Annotated in this window: 15 protein-coding genes and 1 pseudogene; 1 reads left to right on the plus strand and 15 read right to left on the minus strand. The window is 60.3% G+C overall.

Annotated features, from left to right (window positions below; genetic code table 11):
* Positions 1-34: 34 nt before the first annotated feature.
* Positions 35-1,023, plus strand: a pseudogene (tnpC, locus tag MGMSRV2_RS11685) (IS66 family transposase); the annotation flags it as partial.
* Positions 1,024-1,268: 245 nt separating this feature from the next.
* Here tnpC and MGMSRV2_RS11690 read toward each other — a convergent pair.
* The 15 genes from MGMSRV2_RS11690 to mamJ form a co-directional block, all read right to left on the minus strand.
* Complete coding sequence (locus MGMSRV2_RS11690) at positions 1,269-2,492, minus strand: coiled-coil domain-containing protein (protein ID WP_024080575.1); 1,224 nt, start codon at positions 2,490-2,492, stop codon at positions 1,269-1,271.
* Positions 2,493-2,822: 330 nt separating this feature from the next.
* Positions 2,823-3,716, minus strand: coding sequence for a lipid kinase MamU (mamU, locus tag MGMSRV2_RS11695; RefSeq protein ID WP_041633589.1), 894 nt, complete (start codon positions 3,714-3,716; stop codon positions 2,823-2,825).
* Positions 3,717-3,757: 41 nt separating this feature from the next.
* The gene (gene mamT / locus MGMSRV2_RS11700) at positions 3,758-4,252 is read right to left on the minus strand and encodes a magnetosome protein MamT (RefSeq protein WP_084028067.1); all 495 of its coding nucleotides are present in this window, start codon (positions 4,250-4,252) and stop codon (positions 3,758-3,760) included.
* Positions 4,253-4,307: 55 nt separating this feature from the next.
* A complete protein-coding gene (gene mamS, locus MGMSRV2_RS11705) occupies positions 4,308-4,751 on the minus strand; it encodes a magnetosome protein MamS (RefSeq protein WP_234016312.1) in 444 nt (147 codons plus the stop codon).
* Between the two features lie 115 nt (positions 4,752-4,866).
* Positions 4,867-5,760, minus strand: a complete 894-nt coding sequence (gene mamB, locus MGMSRV2_RS11710) for a magnetosome biogenesis CDF transporter MamB (protein WP_024080579.1) — start codon at positions 5,758-5,760, stop codon at positions 4,867-4,869.
* Entirely contained in the window at positions 5,757-5,975 is a 219-nt protein-coding gene (mamR, locus tag MGMSRV2_RS11715; protein WP_234016311.1) for a magnetosome protein MamR, read from the minus strand. Before mamR ends, mamB begins: the two co-directional genes overlap by 4 nt.
* 32 nt (positions 5,976-6,007) lie before the next feature.
* Complete coding sequence (gene mamQ, locus MGMSRV2_RS11720; protein ID WP_024080581.1) at positions 6,008-6,826, minus strand: magnetosome protein MamQ; 819 nt, start codon at positions 6,824-6,826, stop codon at positions 6,008-6,010.
* A 50-nt stretch (positions 6,827-6,876) separates the two neighbouring features.
* Positions 6,877-7,530, minus strand: a complete 654-nt coding sequence (gene mamA / locus MGMSRV2_RS11725) for a magnetosome protein MamA (RefSeq protein WP_024080582.1) — start codon at positions 7,528-7,530, stop codon at positions 6,877-6,879.
* Between the two features lie 34 nt (positions 7,531-7,564).
* The gene (gene mamP, locus MGMSRV2_RS11730; RefSeq protein ID WP_024080583.1) at positions 7,565-8,377 is read right to left on the minus strand and encodes a magnetosome magnetite formation protein MamP; all 813 of its coding nucleotides are present in this window, start codon (positions 8,375-8,377) and stop codon (positions 7,565-7,567) included.
* A 27-nt stretch (positions 8,378-8,404) separates the two neighbouring features.
* The gene (gene mamO, locus MGMSRV2_RS11735; protein WP_024080584.1) at positions 8,405-10,303 is read right to left on the minus strand and encodes a magnetosome protein MamO; all 1,899 of its coding nucleotides are present in this window, start codon (positions 10,301-10,303) and stop codon (positions 8,405-8,407) included.
* Positions 10,304-10,343: 40 nt separating this feature from the next.
* A complete protein-coding gene (gene mamN / locus MGMSRV2_RS11740) occupies positions 10,344-11,657 on the minus strand; it encodes a magnetosome biogenesis transporter MamN (protein ID WP_024080585.1) in 1,314 nt (437 codons plus the stop codon).
* Positions 11,658-12,614, minus strand: coding sequence for a magnetosome biogenesis CDF transporter MamM (gene mamM, locus MGMSRV2_RS11745; RefSeq protein WP_024080586.1), 957 nt, complete (start codon positions 12,612-12,614; stop codon positions 11,658-11,660).
* Positions 12,615-12,662: 48 nt separating this feature from the next.
* Positions 12,663-12,920 (minus strand): magnetosome protein MamL, encoded by a 258-nt coding sequence (mamL, locus tag MGMSRV2_RS11750; RefSeq protein WP_234016309.1) that lies wholly within the window; start codon positions 12,918-12,920, stop codon positions 12,663-12,665.
* A 31-nt stretch (positions 12,921-12,951) separates the two neighbouring features.
* The gene (gene mamK, locus MGMSRV2_RS11755; protein WP_024080588.1) at positions 12,952-13,995 is read right to left on the minus strand and encodes a MamK family actin-like protein; all 1,044 of its coding nucleotides are present in this window, start codon (positions 13,993-13,995) and stop codon (positions 12,952-12,954) included.
* A 43-nt stretch (positions 13,996-14,038) separates the two neighbouring features.
* Positions 14,039-15,439, minus strand: a complete 1,401-nt coding sequence (mamJ, locus tag MGMSRV2_RS11760; protein WP_024080589.1) for a magnetosome protein MamJ — start codon at positions 15,437-15,439, stop codon at positions 14,039-14,041.
* Positions 15,440-15,444 lie beyond the last annotated feature (5 nt).

The raw sequence follows: 15,444 nt of genomic DNA on the forward strand, positions 1-15,444 counted from the left end.
TTGCGGCAGCGGGCGGGCTGCCGCGCGAGCCTATGCCATTGCCAATGCGCTCGATGGGCTGATCCGCCGCATCGAGGCCCATGTCTTCGCCGCCGAACGGCTGCACGGCGACGACACCACCGTGCCGGTTCTGGCCAAGGGCAAGACCGACACTGGCCGATGTTGGGTCTACGTGCGCGACGACCGCCCCTTCGGTGGACAAGCCCCGCCGGGCGCGCAGGCGCCCGATTCAAATGACTGCGGCCTTCGCCGCCGGCAGCCATGTTCTACTACTCGCGCGACCGAGGCGGCGAGCATCCCCAGGCCCATCTGGCCGCATATAGCGGGCTGTTCCAGGCCGACGCCTATGGCGGCTATGGCAAGGTTTATGCGCCAGACCGCACGCCGGGCCCGATTCTGGCGGCGGCCTGCTGGGTCCATGCGCGGCGTCCGTTCTTCATCATGGCCGATCTCGCCGAGAACGCGCGGCGCAAGGCGCGCGGCAAGACCACGGCGCCGATTTCACCGTTGGCCCTGGAGGCGGTCCAACGCATCGACGCGCTGTTCGAGATCGAGCGGACGATCAACGGCCAGACCGCCGAGCAGCGCCGTGCCGTCCGCCAGGAGCTCAGCGCCCCCTTGGTTGCAGATCTGGAAGGCTGGCTGCGCGGACAGCGCGCCAAGCTCTCGCGCGGCAACGATCTCGCCAAGGCCATGGACTACATGCTCAAGCGCTGGCACGCATTCACCCGCTTCCTCGACGACGGTCGCGTCTGCCTGCCCAACAATGCCGCCGAACGCGCCCTGCGCGGCTTCGCCTTGGGCCGGAAATCCTGGTTGTTCGCCGGTTCGGATCGCGGTGGCCAGCGTGCCGCCGCCATCTACAGCCTGATCGTCACCGCCAAGATGAACGACATCGATCCGCAAGCCTGGCTGGCCGACGTCCTGGCCCGCATCGCCGCGCATCCCGCCAACCGGATCGATGAACTCCTGCCTTGGAACTGGCGTCCGCTGCCGCGCGTCGCCGACAGTCAGGCAGCCTGATCAAAGCAGCACTCACCTGCGGTTCTCACCGGATGCTTACGCTCGGCGCCACGGATTTCTGTCTCATCTTCGTTCCCTTCGGTCACTACGATGAGCCAGAAATCCTCCGTTACGCAAATGCCCCGATTTGTTCCACGGGTGCTGACGTCAGACACACCCGTTCCTTCATTCTGGACAGGACGGCTCCGACGCCGAGCGGAACGCCATGGGATCCGGACATGATGCGCTTACCATAGCGGATCAGGCTACTGCGACAAGTTGCCTGCGGCGATGGCCAGCACTTGGGCCGCCTTGCGCCGACGGTCATCGACATCGGCGGAGGTGAAGGTGACATCCTGATAGCGGCCCTGTACGGCCCGGCGGTCGCCATCGTCGCCGAAAGCGATGGTCAGCACCGCGTTCGGATACATGGAATGGGCGAGGCTGACCACCCGGTCCACCACTTCGTGGGGAGATGCCGGCCCACTGGCGGTGTCCAAAGGAATGGCGGTGGCGAGCCGGATATCGAATACGGCGCCGAGGCCGGTGCGATCTTCGGCCGAGGTCTGGGTTTCGACCACCGCGGTAATCTGAACCGGAAACAGCGCGCCCGACACGGCGCCGCCATACACCACCGGAACACGATGTTCTGCCACAATCTCGCCGACACCACTCGGTTCGGCATGGAGCGCCCTTCCGGCGGCCAGTTCGCGTCGGGCCAACTCGGCCGCCGCCCGCGCCTTCGCGGCCGTTTCCTCCGCAGCAGTCCGGCCCTCGGCGACCACCTGCATGCGCTCCTGTAATTCGGCGTTGCGGGTCCTCTCTTCGACCAATTGCGCGTCGAGGCTACGGGCTTTTTCCTCAATGCCGATCAGGGCGGATAAATGTTTACTCTGGGAGTCTACCTGAGCCCGCAACTGCCGAACTTGATCCAACGTCAGGGTCAGTTGCCCAATGGCCTCGGCCGCATCCGACCGGGCGGCCTCGATCTGCTCAGCCGCCACCGCGCGAGTGGCCTCGACCTGCTCTGAGGCCGAGCGGCGAACATCCTCGACCGAGCGGCGCAGGTCGTCGATCTCGGCGCTCAGCGTTTCGGTCCGAATGCGAGCCGCCACAAGGTCCTGATCGGCATGGTGCCGCTCCGCCTCAAGGGCGTCACGAATCACGGCCATGATGGCATCCCCGTGATCGCCGATGCCTGACATAGGGACAGGGGCCCGTACCTTCTCGGCCAGCGCTTCGGGTTCGGGTTTGGGAAGGGAAGGGAAGGGGGTATCGAAGGCCGCGGTGGGAAGGCCGTCCTCGTCGCCCTCACATTCCTGCAGCAGAGCGACGATGTCCGTCTCCTCCATGGCTGCGGGCTGTTGGGCTATCAACGCCTGGTCCGTGTTGTCGTCCGGCAACGGTTCCACCTGCCCGCTGACGATATGAAGGCGCCTGGGCATTGGTTCGTCACCGTCAAACGGAAGGGGGTCCGCAATATTTTTCATGACCGAGCCCATCTCTTCGGGGCAACGTGAACAAAAGTTTCCAATTCATTGGTAACACGGGATTAAAAACGGCGCAACGCGCAAGCGTAGATTCGGTCGCGCCAAAAGTATCAGTCAACGCACTGTAATCTGACACTCCCCCCTTTGAATGAAATAACCATGCAGGGATAAGATCTCGAGGAAGCCTACCCACGCCGGCCTAGTCGGCTCCGGGGCCACCCTGCTGACCGATCAGGCTGCCTGACTGTCGGCGACGCGCGGCAGCGGGCGCCAGTTCCATGGCAGTAGGGCGGTATGGAAGGCAACTGCACCACCATGGCCATGGCGGCGTTATTTCGGAACCAGTATGGAAAGCGCTCCGGGCAGAATGTCGAAGCGGAAGGGACCTTCCATTTTCTCCACCTCGCCATCAATGGAAATCAGCGGCTTGCGCTGTTCGGTTTGAACCTCCAGCCAGTGCATCTCACCCTGGAACAAGGCTTCGTTGCTGGCCCACCGCCCCATAGCGGCCTGAAGTCCCAATTCCATGAGCCCGACCGGTCCGGCGCTGCGCCCCACATAAACCCCCAGGGATCCGCCATCCATCCGTTCACGCTCCAGCAGGAACGGGTCGGAGTCCCGGCACAGATTGTTGGAAATCATCAGGAAGCTTGTGGCGATCCGGGCGCGCCCCCCTGGGCTGGACAATTCCGCCTCCACAATCCGATAGCGCCGCGCCACTCCGCTCAATCCGGCCAGGGCGCCTTCAAGAAAGCTTCCCCCCTTGCGCCGGACCCGGTCGCGCGACTGAATGAATTCGGGAAAGGCGCCGAAACAGGCTCGGATAAGGAAATAACGATCATTGACCCGTCCCACATCCATGGGAGTCTGGACGGCTCCCGCCAAGGCCACCGCCGCCTGGGCCAGATCCAACGGCATTCCGATCTGACGCGCCATGTAGTTCATGGTGCCCAGGGGCAGGACACCCAGCGATTTGCCGCTTGCGAGCACATGTTCGAGAGCCCGTGACAGAGATCCGTCACCGCCGCCGATGATGATCGCCCGTATGTCGGGATCGCGGCAAGCCTTCCGGACCATCCGCCCCATGTCCTTACCTTCGGCAAGAATGATCGCGGCATCATGCCCAAGCGAGCCCCAAACGACCGATAGTCGCTCCGTCACGGCGGAGGGCGACATCCGAAGCACGGTTCCGGCCCGCGCATTGATGATTGCGGCGATCCGCATCTTCCACACAGCCCCTGTTCAGCGAAGGACGACACCGGCGCTTACAACAGCCATTTAATGCCGGACTTCTTTTCCACAGGCACCTTGACCACAATGTCATGGCACTTAATGCAGCGCCCGGCAGGCGGATGCGGCTGGCGCGTCGTGGGAAGAATGGGAGGCCCCAGTTTGCGGACCCGCGACAGGTTTTCCAGTACGGCGCCATAGGGCGTCTTGAACTGTGATCCGGCAGCGGGGCCACCGACCATCAGATGGCATTGGATGCAATCCCCCACATAGGGATGGGGCATGCCTGTCCCCGGCATTACCGGCGGGATATGACGAATGGTCATCAGCTTGTACTGAAGCGGCGGCTCAATGAGATGCTCCAGCGGCGACAGAATCGAAGGCTCCATGGGCAAGGGCAGCCGCCCCAACAAAAGCCCCTCCGCCCGACGGGGCGATGTGGCGGGGGAGATGCCGGCGGAGAGGGACAGCTCATCCCAATAGAGTCCCAGTCCGACCACCATCAGCAAGGTGATCGAGATCAAGGTCATCCAGCGACGGCCGCCCCCTGGCGTACCCATGTTCACCCTCTCTGTCCCATATGGCTCACTGCACGGTCATCCACAGCGCCAAACCCTCGTCATCGCGCAACTTGCATGTCCGCCCCCCCACCAGAACGGACTTGGCGTAAAGCTCGGCATTGGGACGTCCCGCATCGAACAAGAAACCAATGCCGCTGATCCGCGCCCCGTCAAAGGACGGGCAGCCAATCTGGTTGAGATAGGATTGCGGCGCCACCGAAATTTCCTGCAAGGCCCCTGTACCGTTGTCGATCCAGACATGGACCTGCCCCCAGCCCACATCATTGCCGATGCTGGCAACCTGGGTGACGCGCCCGCTGAACTGCAGGGGCTTGGCTGGCGTGAAGGGGGATAACCCAGGCAAGGCGGCGGGAAGGGCCTGCGCGGCGCCAGAGGACACGGCGGTGGCGGTCTTGCCTTCCCCACGGGTAAAGCGATCGGGAAGCAGGGCTATAACAACCAGAATCAAGACTAGAGCGCCCCCGATTCCAAGCACGGATTGAGCGGTCAAAGCGCCTTCCACCGCGCCCCGGATGCGGGCTACCACTTGATCAGGCCGAAAGTCCATGATTCCCCTCTCCTGATCAGACCCGGACCGTCACTGCGGCGGGAGCCGGGCTGACGAACAGGCGGATATCTCGGGCGTGTGGGATTTCATCCTGGATGCGCTGGCGTACCGCCTCGGCCACCATCGAGCTGTCCTTGATCCGCAAATTGGGATCGACGCGCAGACGGATATCGAACTGCACGTCCTCGCCCACATGGCGTCCACGCAGAAAATAGATGCTGTGGACCAGCGGCGTATCCGTGGCGATCTGCCAAGCCGTCTGCAACAGTTCGGTATCCACGGAGCTGTCCATCAGGCCGTGAACCGCCTTTCCGATCAATTCCAGACCGATGTGACCGACCAGGGCCGACACGCCGATGGCGGCGATGGTGTCGGCGATGGGAAAACCGATCACCGAGGCGATCACTCCAACCATCACCGCCGCCGAGGAAATGGCGTCCGAACGGTTGTCCCAGGCATTGGCGATGATGGCCGGGCTGTTATTTTCGTTGCCAACACAGATCTGGTAGCGATACATCAGCTCGTTGACGATCACCGTCACCGACGCGCCCAAGGCGGCGAAAATGCTGGGCGCCTCGTATGTGCCCGAAATCAGCTTCACCACCGACCCATACATCAGGAAGCTGGCGCCTATCAGCAGCAGCGACCCCACGATGGCCGACGAGATGTATTGGATATTTCCGTATCCGAACGGGTAGCGCTCATCCGCAGGCTTATTCGAGATCTTAAGACTCAGCTGGGTCACGCCGCTGGCAACCACATCGGCACCCGAATGCAGCGAATCGGCCACCAGAGCGACGCTGCCGCTCATCAGCCCCAAGATGCCTTTGAAAAGGGTCATGCAGATATCGGCGGTGAATGCCCACCACACGACCTCTTCCCGGCAGTCTCTGCAATTTTCGAACTTCATCGGTTCATGTATTCCACAAGATTGGAGCCCAGGATTCGATAATTATCGCCAACCTTCTTCGCCTTGATCGTCCCCGCCCGGACCATCTCAAGCACCTGCAGCCGTTCCATTCCCAGCAACTGCGCCGCTTCACCGCTGCTATAGATGCGGTGCGGCAGAATTTCCTCGCCAAATACCTTGTCCACCAGAGCCATGGCGCCCTGAACAAAGGTCATCAAGGCACTTCCCTTGATCACTGCTGTCCAAATCAATTCTTGGATTCCTGCGAATGGGTGAGAGGCAGTAGTTCCTGGAAAATCTGTGGCGTAATGATCGGCGTGTCGCCTGCAGGCTTTTCGTGGAAATACTCCACGCGCTTGAACCCGGTGATCATTGCCAGATAATCCCACGGCCACTTGGTGATTGCCACATTATAGGTCGCGGCAGATGCGTTAAATTCCTCCCTCTTGCTGGCGATCCGGTCTTCCATATCCACCAGCGAGGTCATCATATGCTTGTAGGTATCCGCCGACTGAACGGTGGGATACTGCTCGACAATGGCCATCAGCCGCCCCAGCGCGTTGCCGAAACCACCATCGGCCCCCAACAGGGCCTTGCCGGCCCCGCCATCGCCCAGCAATTTTCCGATTCCGCCCTGCTTCATCAATTGCTCGATGGCCGAACCGATCGGGCCGCCCTTGCCGGCTTCCACGGACTCCTTACGCTTGTCGGAAGTGTGAGAGAAGATGGAGTGTTCCAAAGCGGCATGATTCAGCGTCAACTTGACCAAATTGCCAAACAGATTGTCGCGGCGTTGAATCATGACCTCGAAATTGGAGCGCTTGGCCTGGGCATCCTCGTACATGGTGACAAAGGCGTTATAGCGCATCAGCAAGGTGGTGATGAAGGCAACCAGCGACAGCACCGAGATGGCCAGCATGAGTTGCACCGGCCCCCGTCCCATGCGCCGGGGCGATTCCTCAACCACATACAATTGGGCCAGCAGTTCCTCCGACTGCTTGACCCGTTGTAGGGTAATGGATTCGACCTTATCGACCGAACTGGCGTCCGCATCGCTTACTGCCATATCCGCCTCGTTGCTATCGTCATCTCAATGAGACCTTCTACATCGACTGCTTAGACGGCCGAACGTTCATCGAGTTCATTGGCCTTCTTAAAATGCGGCAAAGCCTCTTCGTGCGAGCCCATCTGCTCGTAGCTGTACGCGATTGCGCGATGCACCTTGCCTTCATTGGGACGCAGCCCCAAAGCGATCTTGAAACTGTCGATGGCTTCGTCAAAGCGGCCCAGATTATCCAGCGCCACCCCGAGACGGAAGCGGACATTGAAATTCACCGGATTGGCTTCCGCCACCTTGACCAGTAGAGGCACGGCCAAATCATATTTTTGCACCTGCACATAGGTCAGGCCAAGGACGGTCGCGACCTTGATGTTGTCAGGCGCATCGGCGATGGAGCGCTCAAGCAACTCGGTGCCGCGATCAACGGCCCCGGTCTTAACGTAGGCGATTCCCAAATGCAGCGCCACTTCCACGTCGAAGGCATCGGCATCGTAAACCTGCTCGAGCATCACCACTGCCTCGGAATAACGACCGGCTTTGGCGTGAGAGATGCCCTTGTCGCGGTAATACACCTGACGAATGTCATCATTGACCGAAAAGGCCGACCGGAAAGCATCGACCATATTCGCACCGAGCTTCTTCGCCACGGATAGGCCGTAGTGAGTATACAGGGTAACTTCATCAAGCATATTCGACGGCTTGCTAGACATACTGTTCTCCAAAATCCCAATCCGGTGGCTCTGGCTAATTTATCACGTGGCAAGCTTCGCACGGGCCACGAACTTCGTGGGGACTGACGCCCCGGGTAACCGCATCACGCGTTATGGCCGAAGGCGGCAGGCTGATGAGATCAGGATCGGGCGACAATTCGAATCCCTGGCCTACCGGATGGCAATCGGTGCAGGCGCCGCGATATCCATGGGGCCGAGGATCGCCCGGAAGGATCATGGGGGCGCCTTCCAACTGGGCAAAGCCCAAACCGCCTTCGGCCGCGCGCAAAACCACGGTCAGTTTGCGCAAGACCGGGGTGCCGGGACGGTTGTCCTTACGGATCACGCTGATCCGCGCCTCGGACCGGTTCGCCACATTGCGGGTAGCTGCCTGGAAATTTTCCATATTGGTGACTGGAGTGTCATCAATCCGAACGACGACATCCCCCCCCAACAGACCGCTGAACGCCGCGTTCAAAGTAACCTCGCCCAACAGAACGCCCTGCACTCCACGAGGATAGTTCAACTTTCGGGCCAGTTCCTCGGTCATCAGACGTCCGTCCATGCCCTGCCAATGGCCTTCAAAGACCTTGAGATTGCGCGGAACGAAATTGGGCAAGGGCGACTCCATTGCAGCCACGGTACCACCCGCCGCGGCCATGGGCTCCACCGCCATGGCCACATTGGTCGCCTGCGGAAAAGCAATCGGGGCAGCGACCGGAGCCGCAGTCGACATCTGAGGCGAAACGCTGATCGACTGAGGAGCAACGACGCCCCCCTGCCGCCCAATGACAAGCACCAGTGCAAAAACGACACCCACCACCAGCAGGACGAGTTTGCTATTCATTCCCGGCTAATCCCAAAACCATATCCATCACACCGTTGTCAGCATCTTGATGGCGATAGCGGCCATGGTTGCCGCATAGATACCCTTAAGCACCCGGACAGGCAACACCCGCATCAACCGAGCGCCGAGAATGCCGCCAACATAAGCACCTGGGATCATCACCAGCGCCAATGTTACCGGAGCCTCCCAATGAATAAGACCGGTGCTGCCGCCATGAATAAAGGCTACCACTGAACCGGCGACCGAGGCCCAGAACACCAGGACCGAACTGTTGGCAATGGCGTTCTGCAGACTGATCCGCCCAATATAACGCTGCAACGGAACCTCGATGACGCCGCCGCTGATCCCGAGAATGCCGCTGAACAGGCCCATGGGCAGCCCCAGCACCGCTGAACGGGTCGGCCCCTCTGGCAAAGCAATGCCGCTGGTCTTGGGCCTGGTTGTTCCTTCCGCCAGAGCCATCAGTTCGTCCATCTCATCGCCAGCCTCGGCGGCAGCAATGGCTTCAGCCGTATCCTCCCCCGCATTGGGTTGCAGAATTTCCAACACCGCCTTGCCTGCCATGATCAGGGCGAAGAGACCAAGCAGCACGCCCACCACGGAATCTCCGATGGCGTTACCGATGAAATAACCGATGACCACGCCAGCGACGCCCCAAGGGATCAGCGGTTTCACCTTGTCCCACTGAACCAGTTGGGCCTTATCATTGCGAAGCGCCGCTGCGCCATAGACCACGACATTGGTCAGGAAGACCACCGGCCGGATCAGATACATGCCATAGCCGAAGAAGACCATCATGCCAGCGACCTGAAGCACTCCGCCGCCCATGGTCATCATGCCACCCGTGACACCGGCCGCCAGGGCAAGCATGCCTAGGCCGAGAATATCGGCGATGGAATATCCGCCGATCTTGGCCCCTCCCACATGGTCGGTATCGACAAACGGCATGCCCGAGGGAATCCCGGTCGTCACCGTCCCTTGCACCACATTCATGCCCATTCCCGGTACGGCGGTCGGCCCTCCGACCACCGCTTTGGCCTTAGACCACCAGCTAGAGGATCCCATGGCCACAGTTTGGGCCGCGGGAGGAGCAACTCCCGCGGCGCCACCGGTCTTGAATCGCACGACGTCCTGAAGATGGGAGACGATCACCTGAGCAGGAACGGTAAAGCCTTCGACCTTGCCGGTGGGACCGGTTGCGGCAATGTTGATACCGACCAGATCACCCTGAGCATTGACCAGAGGCCCGCCGGTCTGCTCCCAGCTATAGACCGCGTCGGAACGCAGCAGATGGGTGATCTGAGTGGTCCCCACCGCCAGCGGAGCATCGGAGGATTGCACCATGCCCTGCCGTACCAGAGGCGCACCGGCCATGTTCCGACCGAAGGCGAAAACCTGCTGGCCGGGGACCACGGTTTGAATGTTTGCCATGCGGAAATGCAAGAACTTCTCGGTCGTCTGCAACTTCAGCAGCGCGAGATTATGGCCCGGAATGGTCTTGACCACCTGGGCGGGAAACCGACGGATTCCAGCAGAGGTGGCAACCTGGACCGTGATGTCCGGCACATTGGCGACGGAATGCAGGGTCGTAATGACATAGCCATTGGCGCCAACGATGGCACCCGAAGCGACGGGACCGGCATTGACGCCGCCGCCCCCCACACCGACCACCGCCGGTGGTACTGTATAGTACAGCCGCTGCACATCAGGCATGGCGACGTTGCGGACCAGGAATTGGCCGACCGACATATCGTCGCTACCACGGAAGTAGTCGTCCTCGTCGTAGTTGTCGAGGAGATAGGCCCCCCAGGCGAAAGTCACTAGGATCAGGAACGCCAGGATGGAGACAGGCGCTTTCCACGACCGCTCGCAAAAGACGATTTTGTTGGTGGGCTGATCACCCATGGTCTCGCCAATTTCAATCATGGCCGCTTTCCACGTTCATTCGAGTTCCTGTCGTCATCGGTCATCCTGCGAGAACGGCGATGTACACGGTCGACAACACCAAAAAAATCCCCATCAGCGGCAATCCCCAACGGACATATTCCCGATGGGTGAATTGCAATCCCGCGGCGGCAGCCGAAGCCAATTCCGGGTGCCGCTTCACGAAGCCGGAATATTGGTTCATGGCCAACGCACCGGCGGTGGCGCCCGATAGCGCGGCACACGAGCCGGCCATGATGCCAAGGGCCAGCGCCCACCAAGCCGCCTGTCCATCGCCGTCCAGGCGAAGCGTCGCCGCCACCGGGGCGAAAACCGCAGCCGAAGTGCCGCCGCCGACGAAAATGGTTACGCCCGCCGCCATCCACATCAGCAGAATGGCTCTTACGCGGTCATGCCCGGCGGTAACTCCTTCAAGCCAAGCCACGGCCCAATCGAGAATCCCAACCGAGGTCAACGCTCCCACCATCACGAACAATCCGCCAAAGAATAAGATATCGCTGCCGCCGCAGGCGGAAAAGAATTCCTCGTCCTTGAAGCGCCCCAGCGCCAGCGCAGTGAGACCGGCGACAAAGGCGATCCAGCCCGGCCGAACCTTCAGCGGTCCCGCCAGAACCAACCCAATGACGGTAATGAAAAAAATGATCAGCCCATAGCGCAGGAGCCGATGGTCGATATCGCTGTACCGTAGCTGCTCGCCTCTAACCCAAGCTAAATCCACGGGAATTTCCGCCTTCTTCCAGTCGCCCTGGCGGTACTCGAAAAACAAGAAAGTCACCGCCAGCAAGATCAGACAGGCCGGCATCATTCCACCGATGAAATCATTGAAATGAAGCTTGCCTGCCGAGGCCAGGATCATATTGGGAAAATCGCCGATCATGGTCGAGGAACCGCCCAGATTGGCGGCGATAATCTCAGCAATGATCACGGGTACCGGATCAATTCCAGTGCGGAAACATACGGTCAGCGTAACCGGAACGACTACGGCCACTGTGATAAGACTGTTACTGGCCAAAGAAATCCCGTAGGTCACCAAAGCCATCATCACCAGAATCCAGCGCCCTTGGCCCTGCGACAATTCCGCCGTCCCGGCCGCCAAATAGGCATAGACGCCGGATCGGGCCAAAAGAGCGGAGATGGCAGCCATGCCGAAGATCAACGCAAGGGTCTCGAAATAAATCGACTGCACGGCCATACGCGGGGTGTAGGTGCCGCTGATGGTTCCAATCACCACCAACACCGCTGCTCCGGCCAAAACGGCCAGATGGCTGCCCTCCGCCCACCGATAGATTACGGCGAACGTCGCGATGAACACAGCGAGGGTGATAAATCCAACCACCTAGTTATCCACCTTGGACAGCATGACCTCGTCGAAACTCAGCGGCTGATCGGAGAAACTCGGCTTGGTCGTATCGCCGATTTCGCGCGCTTCTGCGCTGACATGCAGGGATTCGATGCGGCGTATCTTTCCGCAGACAGCGGCCTGCACCGCCTCGCAAATTTCATGCGCCTGTTCCACGGTGTTCTCGGGATCGACGCCAATAATCATGTCGGCCCAGATGTCTTGGCCCACATAGCGAGCCCGCAGATGGATGACGCCCCTGACCCCAGGAACGCGCTCCGCCGCCTCAACAATCCGGTTCTGCACCGCCTCACCCGCGGTGTGATCCATCAGCCCACGATAGGCATCCATGAAGACGACCTTACCCAGCAGAAGCAGGTCGATGGTCTCCCACAGAGCGACCGCGGGATCAATCCAGGGCATATTGAGATAATGGGCGCCGATGATACCCAGCGCGACCGCGCCCGAGGCGGTGGCGTCGCCATGGTGATGCTTGGCCATGGTCTTGATGAGGGGGCTGTTAGTCTCAATGGCGACACAGCGGGAATAGAAATACATGCCCACATTGACGCCGATGGAAACCAGGGCCGCCCACAGCACGATCAGGTGTGGCGTCCGGTGCAGGCTCTCGTCCAACAGGATCTGGACGGCATGGACCAGCAGGTAGCCGGTCAGCACGATGAAGACCACGCTGACCACCATGGACAGGATGAATTCGACCTTGCCATGGCCGTAGGGATGCTCGGCATCCAGCGGCTTGCTGGAAATGGTGGTCCCAATAATCACCATCAGGGCGTTCAGCATGTCCTTCAGCGAATACATGGCATCGGCGAGCATAGCCTGCGATCCACCGATCAGGCCGACGAATGCCTTCATCACCATGAGCACGGTACTCACCGCCAGGCCAACCCAGCCGATGCTCCTGCTGCAGACCGCGCAACCGCTCTTCCTCATCCTTACCTACTCCAAAGCCCCGGCCCAGCTCCGACGGAGCATGGAATGTCAGCGCTTAATGACGATGTTTTTCCCAGGCAGTTTATGCTTGCGCCGTTTCATAACATTCGCAAACACCAACACAATCCCAATGGCGAAACCAAGAAAAAACGTAATGCCAAGAACCACGAAATGTGGCGCAAGCATTATCAGTGGCCCAAATCGGGTTTCCACCATATGGGCGTTGGACGATGCCAGCAGCAGGATCAAGCCGCCGAACACCAACGATCCGATCACTCTTACCATACCAATGTCCTGGACAGCCACGCATCTTCGCCAACCAAAATGACATCCCCCATCACTGACCGGAAACGTCACCAAGCTGACACCAATACTGGGGCGGAAGTTCTTCTGCCAGCCGCAGAGCGCCCCGGCAACCATCAAAAGTCGGGTCCTTGACGCAAGTCACGTCCGCATTGCCGAACGGGCGCAGTTTATCTTTCACATAGGCTGCCAAACCGCGAATCCGCGAGCCGCCGCCGGCAAATACGATATTTTGCAGCACGGTGGCCTGATATTCCGGCTGGAAGGACCGCAACAAAATCTCGATGCTTTCAATGATATCGGGCATCAGCGCTTCGCAGGCGATCTTTACCGATTCGGTCACATCGCAACGCACGGGCTTGCCGGCGGCGCGGAACTCGAAGGTGGCTGCTTCGCCGCGCGCGCCGACGAATGAAAATTGCTCTTTCACCGCGCAGGCCACATTCGTATTCATTTGCAATTCGGGATGGCGTTCCAAAATGGCGTTCTGCAGGCGCTCGTCCAGATAATTGCCCGCCTTGGTCAGGGTCACCTGATCCTCGGGTCCGGGCACGGTGCCCTTTAGGGCGCAGATATCCGTGGTCCCGGCGCCGATATCGACAATGATGGTATTGTTCAGCTTGTCCAAGCCATAGCCGACCATGAACGGCTCGGATACCACCAGCGCGGTGTGAACCACTTCTTGGGCCATCTTAAGCAACAGCGCCTTGTTGGCTCCCGACGCTCGGGCCGGCACGCCGATGACCGCGCAAATCTCGTCGTTGGCGCCCGGCTCCGCCGACTTCACCACATGGGTCAGCAGGTGACGCGCCACCTCGATGTCGCGGTCACTGATCTCGCTGAGCACACCGTCCTGGAGCGGATAGCGGAGATCCAGATAGGAGCGCATCTCGAAGGCTTCATCGCCAACCACATAGGGGCGACCGAGCAGCTTCAAGCCAATGACATCCTTCGGGTATCCAACCACTGACTTCAGCAGGAACTTCTTTCCCCGGCTCGTCATCACCGCGGTATGGGAAGTCCCAAGGTCGATGCCAAGGAACAACCTGTTCTTGGCCTGGCCTTCACCTTCACTCATTTTGTCACTCCGTTCGCGTGCTAACAGATCAATCCACAGGTCTCTATTTATTCTTATCTTCAGCATCACATTTCGGCGATGAACAACTACCGCAACTTACCTCGATAGTTTGCGCCAACCGGCGCGTCCCGGCGACCACATTGCTTCCAACGAGGCGGCCTCCCTTGACCACTCCATCGACGAATCCGCCGCCAATAGTGAACACACCCCGCACCGCCGATCCGGCGACGCCGAAAATCCCCCCCAGAAGGTCTTCCACGGGAACTTCCTGAACCGGGGCGCGCTTCTTAACTGACGCGGTGATCTTGTTAGGCTGGCGGGTGGCTTCGACCGCCACAGCAACGGCGGGAGCAGCAATAGCAGCAGCCTCATCCAGAAGCTCGGCAAGACGGGAGCTTTCAGCAGGTGCGGGATTAGCGATCAAATCCGCTGATGCAACGCTCTCCGCCTGCGAATACTCGAACTCGGTCACCAACTCGACTACCTCGTCGATAAGGACAGGTTCCAGTTCAACCCTGATGGCTTCGATCTCGATCGCCGGCTCAACCGGCGCGGGTTCCGGCTCGACTTCGGCGGCTTCGGCTTCGATCTCGATCACCGGCTCGACCGGCGCGGGTTCCGGCTCGACTTCGGCGGCTTCGGCTTCGATCTCGATCACCGGCTCAACCGGCGCGGGTTCCGGCTCGACTTCGGCGGCTTCGGCTTCGATCTCGATCACCGGCTCGACCAGCGCGGGTTCCGGCTCGATGGAAACTTCAACCTCGGCATTCGCTTCCGGCTGGACATCAATCACCAGATCAGACACGGCAAGCACAGAATCCGACTGCGTCAGCGAAGGAGCTACGACGCCCTCCTCAGAGGATTCTGCATTCCCGGCCAGCGGGGCTGTTCGCCAGATCGGCTGTGCCCAACGGTTGACCAGATCGGCAACCGGCGCAGGTTCCGGCTCGACTTCGGCGGCTTCGGCTTCGATCTCGATCACCGGCTCGACCAGCGCGGGTTCCGGCTCGATGGAAACTTCAACCTCGGCATCCGTTTCCGGCTGGACATCAATCACCAGATCAGACACGGCAAGCACAGAATCCGACTGCGTCAGCGAAGGAGCTACGACGCCCTCCTCAGAGGATTCTGCATTCCCGGCCAGCGGGGCTGTTCGCCAGATCGGCTGTGACCAACGGTTGACCAGATCGGCAACCGGCACAGGGTCCTGGGAACGAATGGGGGCGGAAGGAGGTTGTGCCGTCTCGACCAGCCCCCCTTGATTAGCTGACCACGGCGAACTTTCAAGCAAGCTAGCCCAAATGTCGCCCTGCACCGGCTTGGCCGCCGCAGCAAGGTTCGGCGAGGGATGGACCGTCACCGAAACAATCTCCGGCCCCGTCGAGATCTTTTGATCGCCATCGCCAGGAAGGTCCGTGCCGCGATCACGCCGGTTTTTTGCCATTATCC

It is taken from the genome of Magnetospirillum gryphiswaldense MSR-1 v2, assembly GCF_000513295.1.
Lineage (GTDB): Bacteria > Pseudomonadota > Alphaproteobacteria > Rhodospirillales > Magnetospirillaceae > Magnetospirillum > Magnetospirillum gryphiswaldense.